The organism is Clostridium gelidum, assembly GCF_019977655.1.
Lineage (GTDB): Bacteria > Bacillota > Clostridia > Clostridiales > Clostridiaceae > Clostridium > Clostridium gelidum.
In genome coordinates this window covers 370,412-389,915 of record NZ_AP024849.1, presented here as the reverse complement: position 1 = coordinate 389,915, position 19,504 = coordinate 370,412, and the positions used below count along the sequence as shown (strand labels likewise).

The 19,504-nt window shown below is 27.9% G+C and carries 12 protein-coding genes and 2 pseudogenes; 1 reads left to right on the top strand and 13 read right to left on the bottom strand.

The features are described from left to right. Positions 1 to 34: 34 nt before the first annotated feature. From psyc5s11_RS01825 to psyc5s11_RS01815, 3 genes and pseudogenes are all read right to left on the bottom strand, one after another. Positions 35 to 857 (bottom strand): annotated as a pseudogene (locus psyc5s11_RS01825) (MutS-related protein); the annotation flags it as partial. 10 nt (positions 858 to 867) lie between these two features. Next, positions 868 to 1,047, bottom strand: a complete 180-nt coding sequence (locus psyc5s11_RS01820) for a hypothetical protein (protein ID WP_224035962.1) — start codon at positions 1,045 to 1,047, stop codon at positions 868 to 870. A 117-nt stretch (positions 1,048 to 1,164) separates the two neighbouring features. After that, positions 1,165 to 2,019: a DUF4097 family beta strand repeat-containing protein gene (locus psyc5s11_RS01815; RefSeq protein WP_224035961.1), complete on the bottom strand. Its 855-nt coding sequence runs from the start codon at positions 2,017 to 2,019 to the stop codon at positions 1,165 to 1,167. Between the two features lie 541 nt (positions 2,020 to 2,560). Here psyc5s11_RS01815 and psyc5s11_RS01810 point away from each other — a divergent pair. Further along, positions 2,561 to 5,224, top strand: a complete 2,664-nt coding sequence (locus psyc5s11_RS01810) for a cation-translocating P-type ATPase (RefSeq protein ID WP_224035960.1) — start codon at positions 2,561 to 2,563, stop codon at positions 5,222 to 5,224. A gap of 41 nt (positions 5,225 to 5,265) precedes the next feature. Here the strand turns inward: psyc5s11_RS01810 and psyc5s11_RS28165 are convergent. From psyc5s11_RS28165 to psyc5s11_RS01760, 10 genes and pseudogenes are all read right to left on the bottom strand, one after another. Next, positions 5,266 to 6,827 (bottom strand): annotated as a pseudogene (locus tag psyc5s11_RS28165) (GxxExxY protein). 289 nt (positions 6,828 to 7,116) lie between these two features. Continuing rightward, entirely contained in the window at positions 7,117 to 9,285 is a 2,169-nt protein-coding gene (locus tag psyc5s11_RS01800; protein WP_224035959.1) for an HlyD family efflux transporter periplasmic adaptor subunit, read from the bottom strand. Next, a complete protein-coding gene (locus psyc5s11_RS01795; protein WP_224038112.1) occupies positions 9,278 to 11,506 on the bottom strand; it encodes a peptidase domain-containing ABC transporter in 2,229 nt (742 codons plus the stop codon). Before psyc5s11_RS01795 ends, psyc5s11_RS01800 begins: the two co-directional genes overlap by 8 nt. A gap of 296 nt (positions 11,507 to 11,802) precedes the next feature. Beyond that, positions 11,803 to 12,519, bottom strand: a complete 717-nt coding sequence (locus psyc5s11_RS01790) for a flavodoxin family protein (RefSeq protein WP_224035958.1) — start codon at positions 12,517 to 12,519, stop codon at positions 11,803 to 11,805. Positions 12,520 to 12,560: 41 nt separating this feature from the next. Further along, positions 12,561 to 13,274: a hypothetical protein gene (locus psyc5s11_RS01785; RefSeq protein ID WP_224035957.1), complete on the bottom strand. Its 714-nt coding sequence runs from the start codon at positions 13,272 to 13,274 to the stop codon at positions 12,561 to 12,563. 19 nt (positions 13,275 to 13,293) lie between these two features. Continuing rightward, positions 13,294 to 14,049 (bottom strand): hypothetical protein, encoded by a 756-nt coding sequence (locus psyc5s11_RS01780; RefSeq protein ID WP_224035956.1) that lies wholly within the window; start codon positions 14,047 to 14,049, stop codon positions 13,294 to 13,296. Beyond that, positions 14,042 to 14,962, bottom strand: a complete 921-nt coding sequence (locus psyc5s11_RS01775) for an ABC transporter ATP-binding protein (RefSeq protein WP_224035955.1) — start codon at positions 14,960 to 14,962, stop codon at positions 14,042 to 14,044. The genes psyc5s11_RS01780 and psyc5s11_RS01775 overlap by 8 nt, the downstream gene beginning before the upstream one ends. Positions 14,963 to 14,972: 10 nt before the next feature. Continuing rightward, complete coding sequence (locus tag psyc5s11_RS01770; protein ID WP_224035954.1) at positions 14,973 to 18,056, bottom strand: type 2 lanthipeptide synthetase LanM family protein; 3,084 nt, start codon at positions 18,054 to 18,056, stop codon at positions 14,973 to 14,975. Between the two features lie 624 nt (positions 18,057 to 18,680). Then, a complete protein-coding gene (locus tag psyc5s11_RS01765; protein ID WP_224035953.1) occupies positions 18,681 to 18,974 on the bottom strand; it encodes a plantaricin C family lantibiotic in 294 nt (97 codons plus the stop codon). Positions 18,975 to 19,115: 141 nt separating this feature from the next. Further along, positions 19,116 to 19,379, bottom strand: coding sequence for a plantaricin C family lantibiotic (locus psyc5s11_RS01760; protein ID WP_224035952.1), 264 nt, complete (start codon positions 19,377 to 19,379; stop codon positions 19,116 to 19,118). Positions 19,380 to 19,504: the final 125 nt, after the last annotated feature.

Sequence of the window (19,504 nt, the reverse complement as noted above, 5' to 3'; positions counted from 1 at the left end):
AAACATTGTTTTTACTATTTCTATATTGAATCCCTTAAATATATCCTTCCATTTGTTCTACGCTTCTATAAGCCCATCTACAATTTTTTTTGATATCCTACATATTCTAAAAGTTTAATTGCATTTCTTGTTTTAGATATACCTTTCTTAAGCTTATAATCAAATTTTAATCCATTTTTACTATCTACTTCTTCACTAAAATAATAGAACTCATAATTTTCTTTCAACATATCTGAAAGCTCTCTATCATGAGTAGCCACAATATAAATAGCTTTTCACTTATTAACATATTTAAGAATTTGAGCTGAAGAAGAAATTCTTTCGAGCGGATTTGTTCCTCTAAAAATTTCATCTATTGGACAGAAATCTGGAATGTTTTTTTCTAATGCTTTTATTATTCTCAAAATAGATTCTGCCTCTACTAAGTAGTAGCTCTTTCCACTTATAATATCCTCCTTTGGACTTATAGATGATACAATATTTAGGAAACAGCCTTCATATTCTTGTGCTAAAGCAAAATTTAAAGTTTGTGCTAATAGTATATTGGTACTTACCATTCTTAAAAATATAGATTTACCCGACATATTTTTTCCCGTCAAAACAATTCCCTTTCTAGAAATCTTAATTGAATTTGCAACTAGAGTCTTAAGAAGAGGGTGTATTCCGTCCATTATTTTTAATGAAGTTTCCTTAATAAATTTTGGATTACTGTACTTTCCCTCATTATTATTTTCATAAATTGCAACTGACACTAAAGCATCAAGCTCTCCAACTAAATAATATAATTCTAATATTTCATCTCTTTTTTCGAGTAATTGACCACTTATTCTATAGTATGTACTTTCTTCTATAAAAAAGGTACAAAGCCTAAAACAAATTTAATTTTTCTTCATCTATTATTAAATCATCCCAAGTCTGATCATCAATAGTAAAATTATTTTTCTCACTTTCATTAAATAATGTGCTAATTCTATTAAAATTTCTTTTCCTATCTTTTATTGACTTAAGATCTCTTTTTATAAAATCTTTACTAACACTAGCAATCATTAAATCACTCTTTTCTATTTTGAATTACTATCTAAATCCAGTTATCCGAATTTATCCCATTAAAATTTTTGGATATATTTTAATACAATTTTTAAATATGATGGATTTTTTTTTAGTCTAATTACGTACACTTATTGATCCAGCCCCAACTTTTAAGTCAAATGTATAAGTATCTTTCCCTGATGTTTTAGCTTTAACCTCACATTTACCAACACCATTTTGCGTTACAAACCTAACTGGTGAATTTTCAGGAATTGTGATATTACCGATACCAACACCTCCTTTATATGTGAGATTCCCTCCTACTTCTGCCATTTTAATATTTACTTCTCCTACCCCTCCATTAATTACAATATCTCCACATTTTTCGTTTAAATTTAAACCAACTTTTGCTGCTCCTAAATTTAGATTTAACTTATCAAATCTAATATCTTCACATTTTAATTTTGTAGCACCGCCACTAATATTAATATTTTTAACTTTTATTCCTTCTATATCTGTAGTTCCTGCTCCCTGTTTAAATTCAAAATCTCCTTTTAATTTTAAAGGAACTAAAATATTAAATTTAGAGCTATTATTTTCAGAATCCATGATAAATCCTCTTACTTTATAATCTTTTTCAATTATTTCAATCTTATTGCCATTTTTATTTATATCAATGCCCTTACTCTTTTCAGAAAGTTTACCTGTTATTTTTACGTCTTCCCCATCATAACTCTTAATAGAAACTTCTGCTGCACAGATTTCTATGTTAATATCAGTTGCATCATCAAGAGCCACTTTTTCATCTATTAACTTATTGCCATTTAAATTTTCACTTTCATCATTAGCTTGAGCGCTTTTTACATTATCGTCCGTTTGAGTGATATTTTCTTCTTTATTACCCACACTTTTTTCTTTAGATTTAATATCACATCCTATAAATGAAATTGTTAATATACCTATGATAGCCACTATCAATACTTTATTCATTACTTTAACCCCTTAAATTTAATTTAGAATATCTATATTGATATATATAGAAAACTCTCCCCTATATCTCAATATATATAAATACTATATATAAAATCTTAATTTGCAGCTATTAATTTCTTAATTATTTGTGAAATTTTATGGTAATTAATTCAATAAATTATAATCGGTAGCATAATCAAAATTGACATTTTCTTAATTATATAATATATTGTTATTAACACTTGTTTTATTAAAAGGGAGTAGTTATAAATATAACATCAACAATCGCGACTATAGTTTTAGTCTGGTGTTATATACCTAGTAGGTAACGAGACTTTTAATATAACTTCAAAAATTTGAAGTTATATTAAAAGTCTTTTTTGTTAATAATTATTATAAGAAGACTTTCGGTATGTTTACACAGTTATTCTTTAAATACCATATGAACTTTAATTTTTAACACGTATTTTATTGAACTTATAAATTTCGTAATTGTTCAATGAGAATTTATTCAAATCTATCAAAATATATCTTATTAAATTTGAAAGGAAGATGTTGCATGAAAAAATATTTTTGTAAAACTACGGAAGAGTCTCTAAAAGACTTTGATGTGACCTTAAATGGACTAACTAGTGCAAAAGCTACTGAAATAATAACTTCTGTTGGAGAAAACATTTTAAATGAAAAGAAGAAAAAGAGTATGTTCTCTATATTTATTGAACAGTTTAAAGATTTATTAGTAATCATTTTAATTGTTGCTGCTATTATTTCAGCTATGACTGGTAATATTGAAAGCACTATTGTAATTATAGCTGTTATAACTTTGAATGCCATTTTAGGTACTGTCCAATACGTTAAAGCAAAACAATCTCTAGCTAGCTTAAAAGCTTTATCTGCTCCTAATGCCAAAGTTATTAGAAATGGAGTTAAAATTGAAATAGCATCAAAAGATGTTGTTCCAGGAGATATTTTATCCTTAGAAGCCGGAGACTTAGTTGTTGCTGACGGTAGAATTTTAGAAAACTTTTCTCTTAAAGTTAATGAAAGTTCATTAACTGGTGAATCTGAAAGTGTTGATAAATTCCCTGATGTTATTAAAGCCAATGAAGTTGCCTTAGGCGATCAAATAAACATGGTTTTTTCTAGTTCATTAGTCACTTATGGTAGAGCTACTGTGCTTGTAACTAACACTGGTATGCACACTGAACTTGGTAAAATAGCTACCCTTATGGAAGAAACAGAAGAAAAAACAACTCCACTTCAAGTTTCTATAGATGACTTTTCTAAAAAGTTAGCCATTGGAATACTTGGTATATGTGTTATTGTATTTGGATTAAGTATGTATAGAGGTACACCTCTTTTAGATTCATTAATGTTTGCTGTAGCCCTTGCTGTTGCTGCCATTCCTGAAGCTCTTAGTTCAATAGTTACAATTGTACTTGCTATTGGAACTCAATCAATGGCTAAAGAACATGCAATTATTAAAAAGCTTAAAGCTGTTGAAGGCCTTGGTTGTGTATCAATTATTTGTTCTGACAAAACTGGCACATTAACTCAAAACAAAATGACCGTCCAAAAGATTTTTGTTGATAACAAATTAATCGATAGTAACAATATAGATTCTAAAAATGTTGATTCAAATTTTCTTTTAAATAGTTCTGTACTTTGTAATGATTCTACTTCAATAGATGGAGCTGAAATTGGTGATCCAACTGAAGTTGCCTTCGTAAATTTAGTTCATAAATATTCTATAAATGAAATTGAGTGTAGAAATACTTATCCAAGGCTTAGTGAACTTCCTTTCGACTCTGATAGAAAGCTTATGAGCACACTTCATGTAATAGATGGGAATCATATAATAGTTACTAAAGGTGCTCTTGATGTCTTAATGAATAGAGTAACCTCAATTAAAACTTCAGATGGAGTAGTAACCTTCACTGAATCAGATAAAACCAATATAAATAAGACTAATAGAGATCTTTCATCACAAGGTTTAAGAGTTTTAGCTTTTGCTTATAAAGAACTTGATGAAGCTAAAGATCTTACTTTAGAAGATGAAGATGACTATACTTTCTTAGGATTAATTTCAATGATTGATCCACCTAGAGAAGAATCTAAAGAAGCAGTTGCAGATTGTATAAAAGCTTCTATTAAACCAATTATGATTACTGGTGATCATAAGATTACAGCGTCTGCTATTGCTAAGGAAATTGGAATTCTGCGAGAAGGCGATTTAGCTGTAGAAGGATTAGAACTTGATAAGATGTCTGCTGATGAACTTAACTATAAGTTACAACATATTTCAGTTTATGCAAGAGTATCTCCTGAACATAAAATAAGAATAGTTAAAGCATGGCAAGATAAAGGTAAAATTGTTGCTATGACTGGAGATGGCGTTAATGATGCCCCAGCACTTAAGCAAGCTGATATCGGTATTGCAATGGGTATAACAGGCACTGAAGTTTCAAAGGATGCTGCTTCAATGATTTTAACAGATGATAACTTTGCAACTATTGTTAAATCAGTTACTAATGGAAGAAATATTTATGCTAATATAAAGAATTCAATTAAATTCCTTCTTTCAGGTAATATGTCAGGAATACTTGCAGTACTTTATTCATCACTATTAGCACTTCCAGTTCCATTTGCTGCAGTACATTTATTATTCATTAACCTGCTCACAGATAGTTTACCTGCTATTGCAATTGGTATGGAAAAATCTAAAAAAGATGTTTTAAGAGATAAACCTAGAGATGCTAGTGAATCTATATTAACTAAAGATTTTATTAAAGATGTTAGCATTCAAGGTTTAATTATAGGAATATTTACTATGATTTCTTATCATATTGGTTTAGCTACAGGTAATCATGGAATTGCTATGACAATGGCATTTAGTACCTTATGTTTAGCTAGATTGTTCCATGGATTTAACTGTCGTGGAAAAAGATCTATCTTTTCACTTGGAGTTTTCAGTAACAAATTTAGCTGGATGGCTTTTATAGCAGGTGTTATCCTCGTAAACGCAGTTTTACTTATACCAGTTCTTCAAAAATTATTTGAAATAACTCCACTTAGCACTAATCAACTATTACAAATTCACTTATTTGCCTTCATTCCAACTTTAATAATACAAATATTTAAAGTAATTAGAGATGCTATTGAAGACAAAAATGAAAAATCTCAAGAAAAAAATGATGATAAGGAAAAAAATAAAGCAGCTTAGAACAAAAAATTTAAACATTAATAAAAGATAATTGCAGTTCACTACACGTACACTGCAATTATCTTTTTATTATTAATTTCAAGTTTTTCTTCTTTATATTCTTTATTTTTATTGAAATTAAATACAAGCAAGTAACCATCCTCTAATCCATTAATATTTAAATAATCACAAAGCTGATTAATTCCTTCTTCATGATATTTAGGGCCTCTCCAAATTTTCATTTCAATTATATATTTAAAATTATTATATGTTATTACTAAATCCAATCTTTTTTCTTCTGATATTTGAACTTCTTTAAAATCAAAGCCTGTTCCATTAATTATAGGTTTTATAAATGCTAAAAATAATAACCTTCCATGATGTTCTATAAATTCTTCATCCTTAGATGAATATTGTTCTTTCATAAATTGCTGAAAACTTTTAAGAATTTTTTCTATATTTAATTCTCGATTTTTTCTATAAACTTTGATTTAATATTATATAAACTCATATTATTAGCAGTAGTTCTTATTTTTGATATCATATAACTGTAAATTATATCTTCAAATATTTTATTGCTTATTTCTAATCCATCCTCACCTTTTTTTAATATACCATATGTTACTCCTATGCTTATGATTGGATTTAACGGATTAAAAACTATCTGCTCGCCATCTATTAAAATATTTTTTGTTAACTCATAAAGTTCATTATTATTTTCTAAATTTTTTACTATGCTTTCAAATAAGGTATTAACTTCTTCATTAATAATTTTAATAGCCTTTTGAACATCATTTTTAGTCCAAGTTTCTTTCATGCCCTTCTTTATTTTTTCATCTATAATTTGACAAAGCCTACTTACTAAATAAGGATAACCCTCTGTAAAGAAATACAGTTCTTCACTTATAGCCTTTATGTCCATATCTATAGTATTTTCTTTTGAATATTCATCTAGCATAGTAGAAATTTCTTTTGGTGAAAAGCTCATATCAACAGCAAAATCAACGGCAATATTCCAAGGTGAATTATATTTTGATTCCTCTTCTTTTCTAAGTTTTAGCTTTAAACTTTTCACATCATAAAGTCCTGCTAATATAACAGATTTAAATGTGTAATCCTCTTCAACCTCTCTTAATAAATACTTATTTCTAAGCATACCTATAAAGCTTAAAAACAATTGATTATTAGAGCTTTTATCGATTTAATCTATAAATAAAACAACTTCTTTTTTGCTATCTCGAATAAATTTAGTTATAACTTCTGAAGTATCCCCAATATCATTAATATTTTGACTTAGCTTAAAAAGTCTTTCACTTTCTTCCTTATTACTAAACGTTAGGGATGTAATCATTATCTTTAAAAACTTATTACAAAAATTCTTTTCATCTTCAAATACACTATCTCCAATTCCTTCAAAACTGATACTTATGACTAAGTATTCTTCTTTTAATAATTTCTTTAATTCGCTTAAAGTTGTTGTCTTACCATATTGTCTAGGCTTATTTATAGTAAAATAGAACTCATTATCTATAAGTTCTTTTATCTCTTTAAGTTTATTCATAATATCTACCATATAGTGCTTTCTAGTAACACAGACTCCTGTACTATTAAATCTTCTTTTCATAATTAAATACCATCCCTATTTACTTCTTAGGCACATTAAAAAATAATAGTATAAAAGGTGTGCCGTATATTTTTATTATATCCAATAAAACAACCTTTAACAACTTATAGAGACCTTAATTTAATTCCTTAACTTTCTTTAATCTCTTTCAAAATATACTCTGAAAAATAAAGAACAATAATAAATTTATTACATGATTTTGTTTTAAAACCAAAAAATCCTTATAGCTAAATCTAAGTTGTGGCTATAAGGATATTTTTTGTACTTCTAAAATCAAAGTTTATTATTTTTAATTTTTTAGATTTATCTTTTCAAGTAAATAATAAAGTATTTTCTTTTGCTTAGTAATAACTTGTGCTTCACAAGTCATTCCCATCTTAAGCTCACCTTTTTCACCCTTATAACTAAATAAAGGTTTATTTTCAATTTCAGATTTAACTAAATAGTAACTTATGCCTGTTTGGGTATCAACAGTTGCATCTTCTGCAATGTCAGTAAGGGTTCCTGTAAGTTCTCCATATTCTTTATATGGTAGCGCTTCGAAATGGTATTTAATTTTTTCTCCTATTTTCATTCCTGTTATATCTTTATTAGATACATATAATTGAACTTTATATTGAGAATTATCTTGCGGTATAACCGATAAAATTTCTTGTCCAATTTGTACAAGTTGACCTTTGGAAATATCATTTTTCACATTAACCACACCGTCTATTGTAGCTTTCACAGTACTTTTATCAATATTAAATTGTAGAGTTTCTATATTAGTTTTTAATTCGTCTAGTTTTAGTTCATTTTCTTTTGTATTATCATCTAATTTAACTAATGTATCCATTTTATACTTTGTAATATCATTTGTAGCTAATTGATTATTAACATCATCAAGCTCTGGTGTTATTTTAGACTTTTCTAATTCAGCTTGAATTTTTTCAGTAGATTTATTGGCATCATCCAACTTACTTTTTATATCTAATGTTGATTTATTTTGATATTTGGATAAATCAACTTTAGCACTATCCAATACTTTTTGTGTAATACTTATTTGACTATTATAAGAATCAATAATAGCCTCTTTTTTATCCTTAAGACTAGAAATTAATTTTTTTTGGCTATCAATATTATTTTTTAATTCAGCAACATTCTTTTTATATTCTACAAATTTATTGTAATATTCGTTATCAGATTCAGAAAAATCATTTTCACTGTCATCTACAGATGATTCTAGTTTTTTAAGATTATCAATAGTTTTGCTTATATTATCACTCTTTGCATCAGATGCAGAAGATACAAACTGCAACTCAGCTAATGTATTTTTTGCAGTATCAATACTTTGATTAATATTCATTAAATATGAATTTTCATATGTTTGTTGATCTGCACCTGTATATTTCTGCAAATTATTTGTGTAATCAACATATTGTTTATAATATGTACTATCAGGATCTGTAAATAGATTTTGTCTTGAATTAATACTTTGGACCAATAATTGTAAATCGTCTATTTTCTTTTGCGTTTGAGTTATTTTAGTATCATTTGTAGGATCTGAATACTTAACATCACTTAAAGAACTCTTAGCTTGTGTTATATTCCCTTGAATCTGCGAAATATAACTACTTTTATATTCTTGTAATTTTAAAAGAGAATTATTATATGCTGTTTTAGCGTTATCCATCTGACTTTGATAATCAGTCATAGCTTCCGTATATTTAGCTTTGGCACTTTGTACTTCTAACTTTCTCTGTTCAATAGCATTTTTAAGACTTTCTATGCTAAATTGATAATCTGTATATTCAGAAGAATACATATTTTCAGCATCTGAAAATTTATTTTTATTATCATTTATTGATTCAAGTAATGTATCCAAGCTGCTCACCACATCATTATTTTCACTAATTTGCTTAGTATAACTTTTAGATGAAATTAATTTATTATCATTTGTGGCATCAATTTGTAATCCTGTTTGTTTTTCAGTTAATGATAATTTTTCATTAGTTGTGCTATATTGCAAATATTTATTATAATAATCTGATTCATCAGGATTATTAGCATCAAAATAATTTGCATTCTCTAATATAGAATTTCTAAGTTTATCTATATTATCAGTGTCTGTTTGTAAAGTTTTTAATTGTTTTTCATAATTATCTTTATTTAAAATAGAATCTTTACATTCTAATGTATATAATATATCCCCTTCTTTTACAGTCTGTCCTTCTTCGAAATTCACTTCATCAACTTTACCCGCCACTTCATTTAAGACAGAAATAGTTTTATCATTTGATTTTACAACTCCATTTGTTTTCACAACTATGTCTATTTCACCAAAGTAACTCCAAATCAAAGCAATAACTAATATTGCTATTAAACCATATGAAAATATACTGGTAAACTTATGTGGTCTTGCTTCAAGCAGCTCTCTGCTATCTGTTATTTCGCTTAAATTTTGTATAATATTACTCACTTATATTCACCTCTGTCACTTTAGTTGCTGCAACTTCTTCTTCAATAAAGTAATCTGGCATTTGTTCCTTCCATAAATCGAAGTAACGTCCTTTTTTACTTACAAGTTCACTATGTGATCCGCCTTCTATAAGCTTTCCCTTATCCATAACATAGATTTTATCGCATCTCATAATGGTACTTAATCTATGAGCAATAATTATTGTTGTTATATCCTTACTAAATTCATACATGGTTTTTTCTATAGCTTTTTCAGTTATTGAATCAAGACTACTGGTTGCCTCATCCATTATGAGTATTTCAGGCTTTCTAATAAGTGCTCTAGCAATAGCAATTCTTTGTTTTTGTCCTCCTGAAATGTTAGAACCATTTTCTTCTATCATTGTTTCATACCTTAAAGGCTGTTCATTTATAAAATCGTGAATCTTAGCTTGTTTACAGGCATCTACCACTTTTTCAAAATCTATATCTCCTTGTCCAAATAAAAGATTTTCTTTTATGGTTCCACTAAATAAAAATATATCCTGAGATATATGTGCTATTTTATTCCTTAACGCTTCTATATTTATATCTCTAATATTGTATCCATTTATTAATACTTCACCTTTTTCACATTGGTAAAAATTCATAAGTAGCTTAGATAATGTAGTTTTTCCCGAACCACTTTCACCTACTAATGCTATTTTTTCTCCAGGAGCTATACTAAGATTTAGCCCTTCCAAAACTAGTTTTCTAGTACCGTACCTAAAATCTACATTTTTAAACTCTATTCCACCATTTAAAGTAGAAGGATTAATTTTCTTATTTTCATCTACACTTTTCTCTAGCTCTAAGTCTAATATTTCTCCAAGCCTGTCTGCCGCAACTATAGCGGTTTGAAGTTGACTTTGTAAATTTATTAAATTCTCAATTGGATCAAGAAAATATGCAAGCAATGAGTTAAAAGCTAACAATTGCCCAACAGACAATACACCTAAAATACACTCATATGCTCCTACCCATAGTATAACTACTGCAAAAACTGACTTAACTGTACCTTTTATAGAACCCTGTACATTATGAATCAATCCAGTTTTAAAAGAACTTTTCATCAACTTTACAAATCTTTTCTCTGTTTCTCCATTTACTTCTCTTTCTGCATTGAAAGCTTTTATAGTTTCAATACCAGAAAGTGATTCCACCAAATAAGAAGTTATTTTCGCATTGTTCTCCATATTCTCTCTATTAATATCTCTTATAGGCTTCTTAAAAACAAAAACTAAGATAGCATACAAAATAACTGGAATTATAGTAAGACCAAATAAAAGACTATTTTGTGTAAATAGAATAACTGCACCAGCTATAGCCATTAAAGTATCAATCATTATGGTTAAAGTTGCACCAGAAATTGCTTGTCTTATTTGAGTAGCATCATTAAATCTTGATACTATTTCACCAACCTTACGAGTTCCAAAAAAATTCATAGGCAGATTAATTACATGCTCATAGTATCCAAGCATCAATGGTATATCTATTCTTTGAGCCAAATACATAAGTAATTGAGATCTAAAAGCATTCAATAAAATTTTAAAAATACTAAGTACAATAAAACCTATTGAGATTATATGTAGTGTGGTTAATAGATTATATTGAAGCACTTCATCCACTAATACTTGAAAATAAAAGGCACCTATTATACCTAATATAGTAAATATTAAAGAAGCAAAAAATATATTTAATACTAAAGTCTTTTGAGGTTTTATAAGTCCAAAGAATCTTGAAAACAATCCTTTAGTTTCATCACCTTTTTTAAACTCAGCTGATTTTACCATAAGGATTAAGATATCTTTCCATACTTTGAAGAAATTTTCTGGTGTATACTTAACAATTCCTTTAGCTGGATCTGAGACTAAAATTTCTTTTTTAGTTATTTTATGTATAACTACATAATGCAAAAAAGACCCATCTATAACTACATGCGCTATAGCTGGAAGGGGAAATTCAGTAAATATATCTTCTGGTTTACTAACCTTTACCCCTTTTGCTGTAAAACCAAGCTGCTGTGCTGCTTTTATAATGCCAAATGCACTCGTGCCACGGTTATCTGTACCTGATAATTCTCTTATCTTCGAAATTGGAATTTTCAGCCCGTATTGTTTTGAAATAGTTGCGAGACAAGCTGCTCCACAATCTTTAGCATCATGCTGTTTTATGCATATGTATCTTTTAAATGGATTCTTCATTTTACCAATCATTCCTTTCTCTATGTTCAAGGCACAAAATTCAATGAAAGTTATTACCTCCCCAAATGCTGTAAATAATACAAATAAGTTAACGCTCATTTAATTATTTCCATGAAATGGAATGATGACAGTTCAAAACTTAAATTATAATACTTAGTCCAAAATTTCTTAAAAAAGCTTGTAACCCTAGTTGCATTTATAGCAAGATATACTTGTAATCTGTTTTTTTGAGAAATTCTATGGCTGGACTTTATTATTTCCCTGACTATTTTGCTGTAAGTACGAATAATTGCGCTTTATTTTTTATTCATAATGCTAAGTACTTCTTCAAAGGTATTACATTCAATTAATCCAGATTCATTCCAATATCTGTATTCCGGAGAATCTAACTCACTTTGTGCTTCTATTGCTATTTTATTAGCTTTAAATAATAATTCTAATGCATTGTCAGATTCAATCTTTTTACTAGTTAAATACTCACTTATTATACTAGAACACTTTTCTATTGAATTACTAAACTGTTCATTTACATTATATGGGATCACGCCAAACTCACCAACAACTTTAATTCCCATATGCGTCATTACTTTATGAATATAATTTACTGTTACCTCTAATCCATTTCCGCATGATGTTGCAATTGCAATCCCTGCTTTTCCAGACAATCTCAATAAATGACTCCAATAACTTATTCTATCTATAAATATTTTCATATCCCCACTTACATTATGAAAATAAACTGGACTAGCAAAAATCACAAAATCAGCGCTTAACATTTTTTCTTTAATGATTTTCATATCATCATTTTTATCCTGATGGCATTCCCCATTTGCAAAACAATTCAGACACCCCTGACAATTATTAATTTTAGAAGAATGAGGTGTATATAAAGATACTTTAATATTTTCTCTGCCTACTGATTCAAATGTTTTATTAAGTACTTCACTTATATATTTAAAAGTATTTGACTCCCGTCCTGTCCTAGTTCCTATGTAAACAAATATTTCTTTCATAATAATCTCCTTCATATGTTCTACTAAAAATATATTACTTTTTACAAATCTCTTTTTTCAAATATGTATATTGTAACACCTATCACAATAATGCTGTAAAATAGCATTATACATATTTCTTCCCATGAATAATATAACTCTTTAGCTCCCATTGTAGCATATAAATACGGTATGTTTTTTAATACAATCCTTAAAATATTGTTTTGAATTTTATCTATTCCATTTAGGATCAAAGGGGTAAATAAATCAAAAAATATTATATATGTTGTAACCACTGTAACTATATAATTTTTACTTATTACTAAAATTAAAAATGATGTAGAAGTGATTACCAATGTATATACAATAAACACCATCTGCAAATTTAAAATAACTTTAATTATTTCTTTAAAATCCATACTTTTATAATCTATATTGATTTCTATAATAAGCATAATTCCACCAACAGCTGCGCATAATATGGCTATAGTAATCATTGTAGCTAATTTTAATAGTATTATTTTTGTTCTAGAGAAACTACCTGTATAAACATATTTATATGTATTATACTTATAATCTTTACTTGAAATCTCAGCAGAAATAAATATTAAGATAACTGACATACTAGAAACTATTGAAATAATTATGGCTGATAAATAATTTTTATTGGGTACTATAAATGTTATCGCTGAATTTATAAAAAAAATTATTAATGAAAAAATTAGTATTTTCTTTGTGACTGCATTTTTTATTTCTTCTTTTATAAAATTAAACATTATATTATTTATCCTTTCATTAATCTTTTTTGAGTAATTGCTTTTTATTTATAACTATTATTGAAACCACAATGTTAATGAATATATATATTAATAATATACTAATCTCCTTAATCCAAAACTGCCCATGCCATTTAGTCAAAACTCCTTGAGGTAGTAATCCTATTAAATATGCCCACTTTGGTTTAGTAATTAATCCATTCTCAATCACATAAGTAAAATTATAAACTGCTATTTTTAATATCATAAATATAGATATACCCCAGAAAGTAGGTGTCACTACATTAAATGATATAGATGTTACTAATATTAAAAAGCTACCTATTAAAGCAGATAATATTACATAAAATACTAGCATATTTAATAACTCAAAATTTAATATGCTTCCCAATTCAACTTTTCTATTGGTCACTATAAAAATTATAGAAAAAACCATAGTAAGTAGCAGCTGAAATATCCAGATTACTATACCGAATTGTATCATAGTCAGTACCTTACTCAATATTATTTCAGCCTTAGAATATACTCCAGTAAAAACATAAGTATAGGCATTATGTGTAAAATCACGCCCCAATACAAATGCTCCAGCTATAATTATAAGAACTATTAAAACCATATCATTAGATTCAACATAATATCTCGGTGTTTCATTAGGCTTAACATTAAATAACATAACTGAAAATACAATTGCTAGAAAAAAGAATGCTTTTACGTATATCGACTTTATTGTAATACGTAAATCCTCAAATGCTAACTTAAAAATTTTATTACTCAACTTCATTTTCCTCCATAGTCTGCATAAATCTTTTTTCTAAGCTTTGTTTTTGTTTATACACTTCTTCTACAGATATATCTGAATCTTCTAGCATTTTAAATATTCCTTTAATTGAGTATTTCTCTAAATTAGCCACCACGTTACACGCTTCATCCTTTTGGGCCGTTATTTCGTTTCGTTTTAAAAACTCTATTAACCTATCTGGAGTTTTTGTTTTAAAAACAAATATAGTATTTTGTACAGTTTTTTCTTGTTCTAAAGAAACTATATCTACTATTTGACCCTCTTTAATAAAAATCACTTTTTCACACATAGATTCTATTTCGCTTAGTATATGGCTGGATATTATTACAGCTATCTTTTTTTCTTGTGCCACATATTTTATAAATTTTCTTATTTCTAATACTACATTTGGATCTAATCCATTTGTTGGCTCATCTAGCACAAGTACATCAGGTTTTCCTAATACAGCCTGTGCTATTCCTATTCTTTGCTTCATCCCTAATGAATACTTCCCCACTTTCTTATGCATAAAGTCTTCTATTTTTAAAACTTTAATTATATCATCTATTTCCTTTTCATCTTCACATCCTGAAATTTTAGCAAAGTATTTTAAGTTTTCATAACCTGTTAGTCCAGGATAAAATCCTGGTGCTTCTATTACGCATCCAAAGTTCTTTCTATTTTCTTTAGTCTTATCTCTTATATTTCTTCCTTGTAAATATACATTTCCACTATAATCTCTAATAAGGCCGACAATTATTTTCATTATAGTAGTTTTACCTGCGCCATTTGGTCCTACCAATCCTATTACTTCGCCTTCATTTATTGAGAATGTTACATTACTTAACACATTATGTTTACCATATACCTTAGTAACATTATCTATTTTTAAAAATTCTTCGTTCCCCATAATTCTCCTCCTACTCTAAACCTAATACATTAGGTATTTTGCTTTCTTTTCCTATCCTCAGTATTTCATAAGCTATACCAGATAATCCTATCATAAACCCATTATATTCATTTCCTTTAAATGATTCTGTATTCATTAATTCTACAATAAAGTCTAATATTTCTTCTATAGTAGAAACAGCTTGACTATATAGTCTATTATCATTTAAAACAATAGCAGCCTCTTTTAATATGACCATATTTCCCATATCTCCATGGCATAAAGAAATATCTTTATTTAGACCCGATTCTATTGTTCTATCTATAGCTCTCATTATTTCATTATTTATTTTTTCATTTTCATATCCTAATTTTTTCAGCTGTACCTTACTTAACAAAATACCTGAACTACCATGGCACCATCCACATGTAAAATACTGTTCATCTACAGATCTATACCAATCTTTATCTTTATCAGAATACATTGATCTTTCATATAATAAAGCTTCTTCTATTATTTTTAGCACACTATCATCATTTGTGATACTGTACCATCTATACAATTGAGCAATTATTCCTGCATTTCCGTGTGAATATCCTACGTAGCCTTTTTCATTCCATGAAATCCCTGGCTTATCTTTTATTTTAATTTTTGTTTCATTTAATTTTTTATATATTTTCTCACATATAGTTATCGCTTTACTTTTTATAGATTTATTCTTTGTTTTTTCATATATAGAAATTACTATTCCTAAATTTCCCACTCCATTTATAATATCTTCAGTTCCAAAATTTTTTATGTTGTAATCTAAAATATCTAAAATATTCAAAATATCATTTGTATATATATTGGAATCATTAGACTCATCTATATAAAATAATACGTAAGCTATTCCTCCTAATCCATTAAATGCACCATTTTTTATTTTATCTAAATATTTAAAATTTGCATCTTTAGGTAATGTCTCTAGTATAGATTCAATGATTTCTTTAACCACTTCTTTATATTTAGAATTTTTTGATTCTTTCCATAAGTAATTGTAGAACATTGCTATTCCTGATAAGCCAGTATATATATCTCCCCCCACATGGGTAAATATGTTAAATCCCAAGCCTAAATCTTCTGCACCTAACCACATTCTACTTACAATGCCTAATTTTTCACCTATTATACTGCGTTGTAACATATAGTCTGCTATTTTCATCGCTGTTTTTACTAGGTAATCTTCGTCATATTTTCTTTTAGCATCATTTTTAAACTTTACAGCTGTTTTTAAATGCCCTGCATCACCTTTTGTCATGAAAGATGTATTTATAGCTGCTATTTGTCTATACATCCTTACTTCACTCATACTTTCTATTTTCTCTCTTATTTTCTCTATAGTACTTTTCTTAAATATTGCATCTATATTTTTTAAATGCATATTATGTATTTGCTTTCCATTCACATGTGCTGTAAAGCATGGAATGTCCCCTTGCATGATATCCTTTATTTCTAAGTTTATTATCTTATGATTTTTCTCTTTATAATCTATTGCAATCCTATGCAAAAAGACATATCTATCGGCATAATTTGTTAATAAGTCTGGATGAAAACTACTCATTAAAAGTTGTGCATACACATTTGTTGCTCTATATAGTGCTCTAATTTCACAATTTTCAAAAAGCGATTGCACCTTATTTTCATACATATCTTTATTTTCTAGTATCCATGTGTACATATTTTTAAAGCCACATATAATTTCTTCTCTATATTTTTTAGCATCTACTTTTTTTTCCTCATATGTTGGATTATTCTTTTTGGGTAGTATTTTACCATACGCCTTAGCAATCTTTACTTCATCAGTTCCATAATTTTCAATGAACTTACCTATGAACGGAGCCTCTTGTTCTTCACTAGCTCCTAAGCCACCTATGTCCAAAATTTTATCATTTTTTGTGTTTATGATTTTTGATGGTAACAAATGAGTGCTAGTAACAGACTCTCTGACTTCCTTTATAGCTACTTCCATAGCTGACTGTGTAGAATAATTACTATATAAATCTGGATGCAGAAGAGTTTCTAAATCTATTAATACTGGCATATCTTTATGTGCTATAAGATTCTCATAATGCATATCATTTCCATTTAATGTATGTAATAAACATAATAGTTTACCTACTCTATAATAAAAACATTGTAACTCTTCTTCCTTCTCACATTCCATATATTCAATAAACTCTGTCCATCCTGAATCCTTAGTAGTATATACTTTAGCAGCTAAAAGATTTTCTCTTGAATCATTTACTATTTTTAAATCATTTATCCATTGTATGAACTCATTGTATTTTTTATCTATGTCCAAATTATGCGGTTTATACATAATAGTTATATTAGTATCAAAAACAAGTTTGACTACCGTCTTTCCATTATTATGCGTATCTCCTTCACCCATGTGCATTTCTTTGATTTTCCCTAATTTTTTATTATCATTTAAATAAGCTTCAATATTAGAAATTTCTTTATTTGTATCATTCAAAATTTTGATAATAAATTCTATACAATATTTTGCTTTTATATCCAATATTCTTGCAAGTTCTGAATAATTTAAATATATTTCCTTCCTGTAATTATTATCTTTTAATAATACATCTGAAAAATATTTCCCTCTCTCTTCTTTTGTATTTCCTTTTAATAAGTTAGATTTTTTTGCATAATAAATTTCTGCTATTATAGTTTGATATGCTACTATATGTAGTTGACCTAATAAGGCTGATATAGATTGTGATAAAAATGATTCTACATCATAAACTATATTGCTTATCTTAACTATATCTATAAACTCATCTACATATTTTTTTAAAATAGGTTCAAAGAAATATACCCAAAAGTTTTTATCTTTTATGTTTTTAAATATTTTTTTAAGCTCTTTTTCATTTTTTATTTCATTCCATTCAAATGAATCTACTATCTTAGTATCAATAGTCCTATTTTCGTCTATAATTCTTTCAAAATTTGTATTTGATATTGTTTCCAATATTTTATTGATTTCTTCTATTGTTATTTCTCCGTCAAAAAAAGTTTTCCAATATTTTATTAAATCTTCATTAGATATTTTTTCTACATATTCGCTCATATCTCTTCTCCTCGTATAATTAATTTTGTAGTTAGTTTTAAGTTAATTTCCATTATCTAAATTAACTACAAAATACTAATAGTTGAAAATTGTAAAAACAGTGTACAATTGCTTCTAACTCTTGATATCTATAATTAAGAATTTGGCGTAGGGCTATTTGTCTTCTCGTTGTTGTCTATATGGGTGGTACTTCTTATCAAGAGTATTCCCCTACTTGCCTTTCTAACTTCTACCCAGTCGTTGTTCAAGTTACTAATTAATTAGTTTACTATCTAATCCTAAAGATTACTAACTCAGTTCTTATTGGCGCAAGGGTGTTGATGCCTTGCAAATTATGAATAATCCTATGCCAATTCTTTTTTTCTATTTTATAATGAAAGATTGAGATACCATGAATAACATCATTTAGGAGTCTGAATAAATAGTGCCTACTACTTTATCTTTCCTTAAAGAAAATAACTCACCACACCTAACAATAGCTGTTGCATTACCTCATTCTATAACTGACATTTAGCAAATTTAATTGAATTTATGAAAGAGAGGCTGTACAAAATGAATTTTTATTCATAATGCAACAGCCTCCTAAGATTACTTTATTGCTAAATCACTGTTAACATATAGTTACTAACAAGAAAAGCACTCAGCAGTAGCAGTCAAAACTCCACCGCATTTATATTTAGCCGTTACCTTACCATTTACCCATGCTGAGGCAGCAGTAGCAGCAGCAGATACTGCTGTTACTGTTCCTACGCATCCCCATGATGATGCTGTTGCTACTATTGCTCCACAAAGTGGAGTAGATCCTCCATCTATATCCCCAAGATCTTGTTCTGCAATTTCTTGACCTAGACTTCCTATTACCTCGTTAAATTCTTGTGTGTTATTTCTTAATAATGGATTTCTTTTTGAAAAGTTCATTTTTTCTCTCCTCATCTTTCTTAGTATAACTAATTTTATAATTGGGGTAATTTTCAATAGTATAGTTAAAATATTAATTTCCAATTCTATACTATTGAAAATTATTTTACTGGTACATTACTGTTAATATATAGTTTTTTACTAACAATGAAAGCACTCAGCAGTAGCAGTCAAAACTCCACCACATTTATATTTAGCTGTTGCCTTCTCATTTGCCCATGCATAAACTCCACCAGCTGCTGTTACTACAGCACATACAGACGCAACTGCAACACAAGCTGGAGTTGATCCCCCATCTATGTTTTCAAGGTTTTGTTCATCAATTTCGTCTCCTAGGCTGCCTATGATTTCGTTAAATTCATCCATATTATTTCTTAATAATGGATTCCTTTTTGAAAAGTTCATTACATTTCCTCCCATCTTTTTATTAATATAAATTTTTATTCTTTGCAAAACTCTAAAACCGTTTGTCTCATGAGCATTTACAAATATATTTCAGAAAGATTTCACCCACTCAAAATCAAATTCAC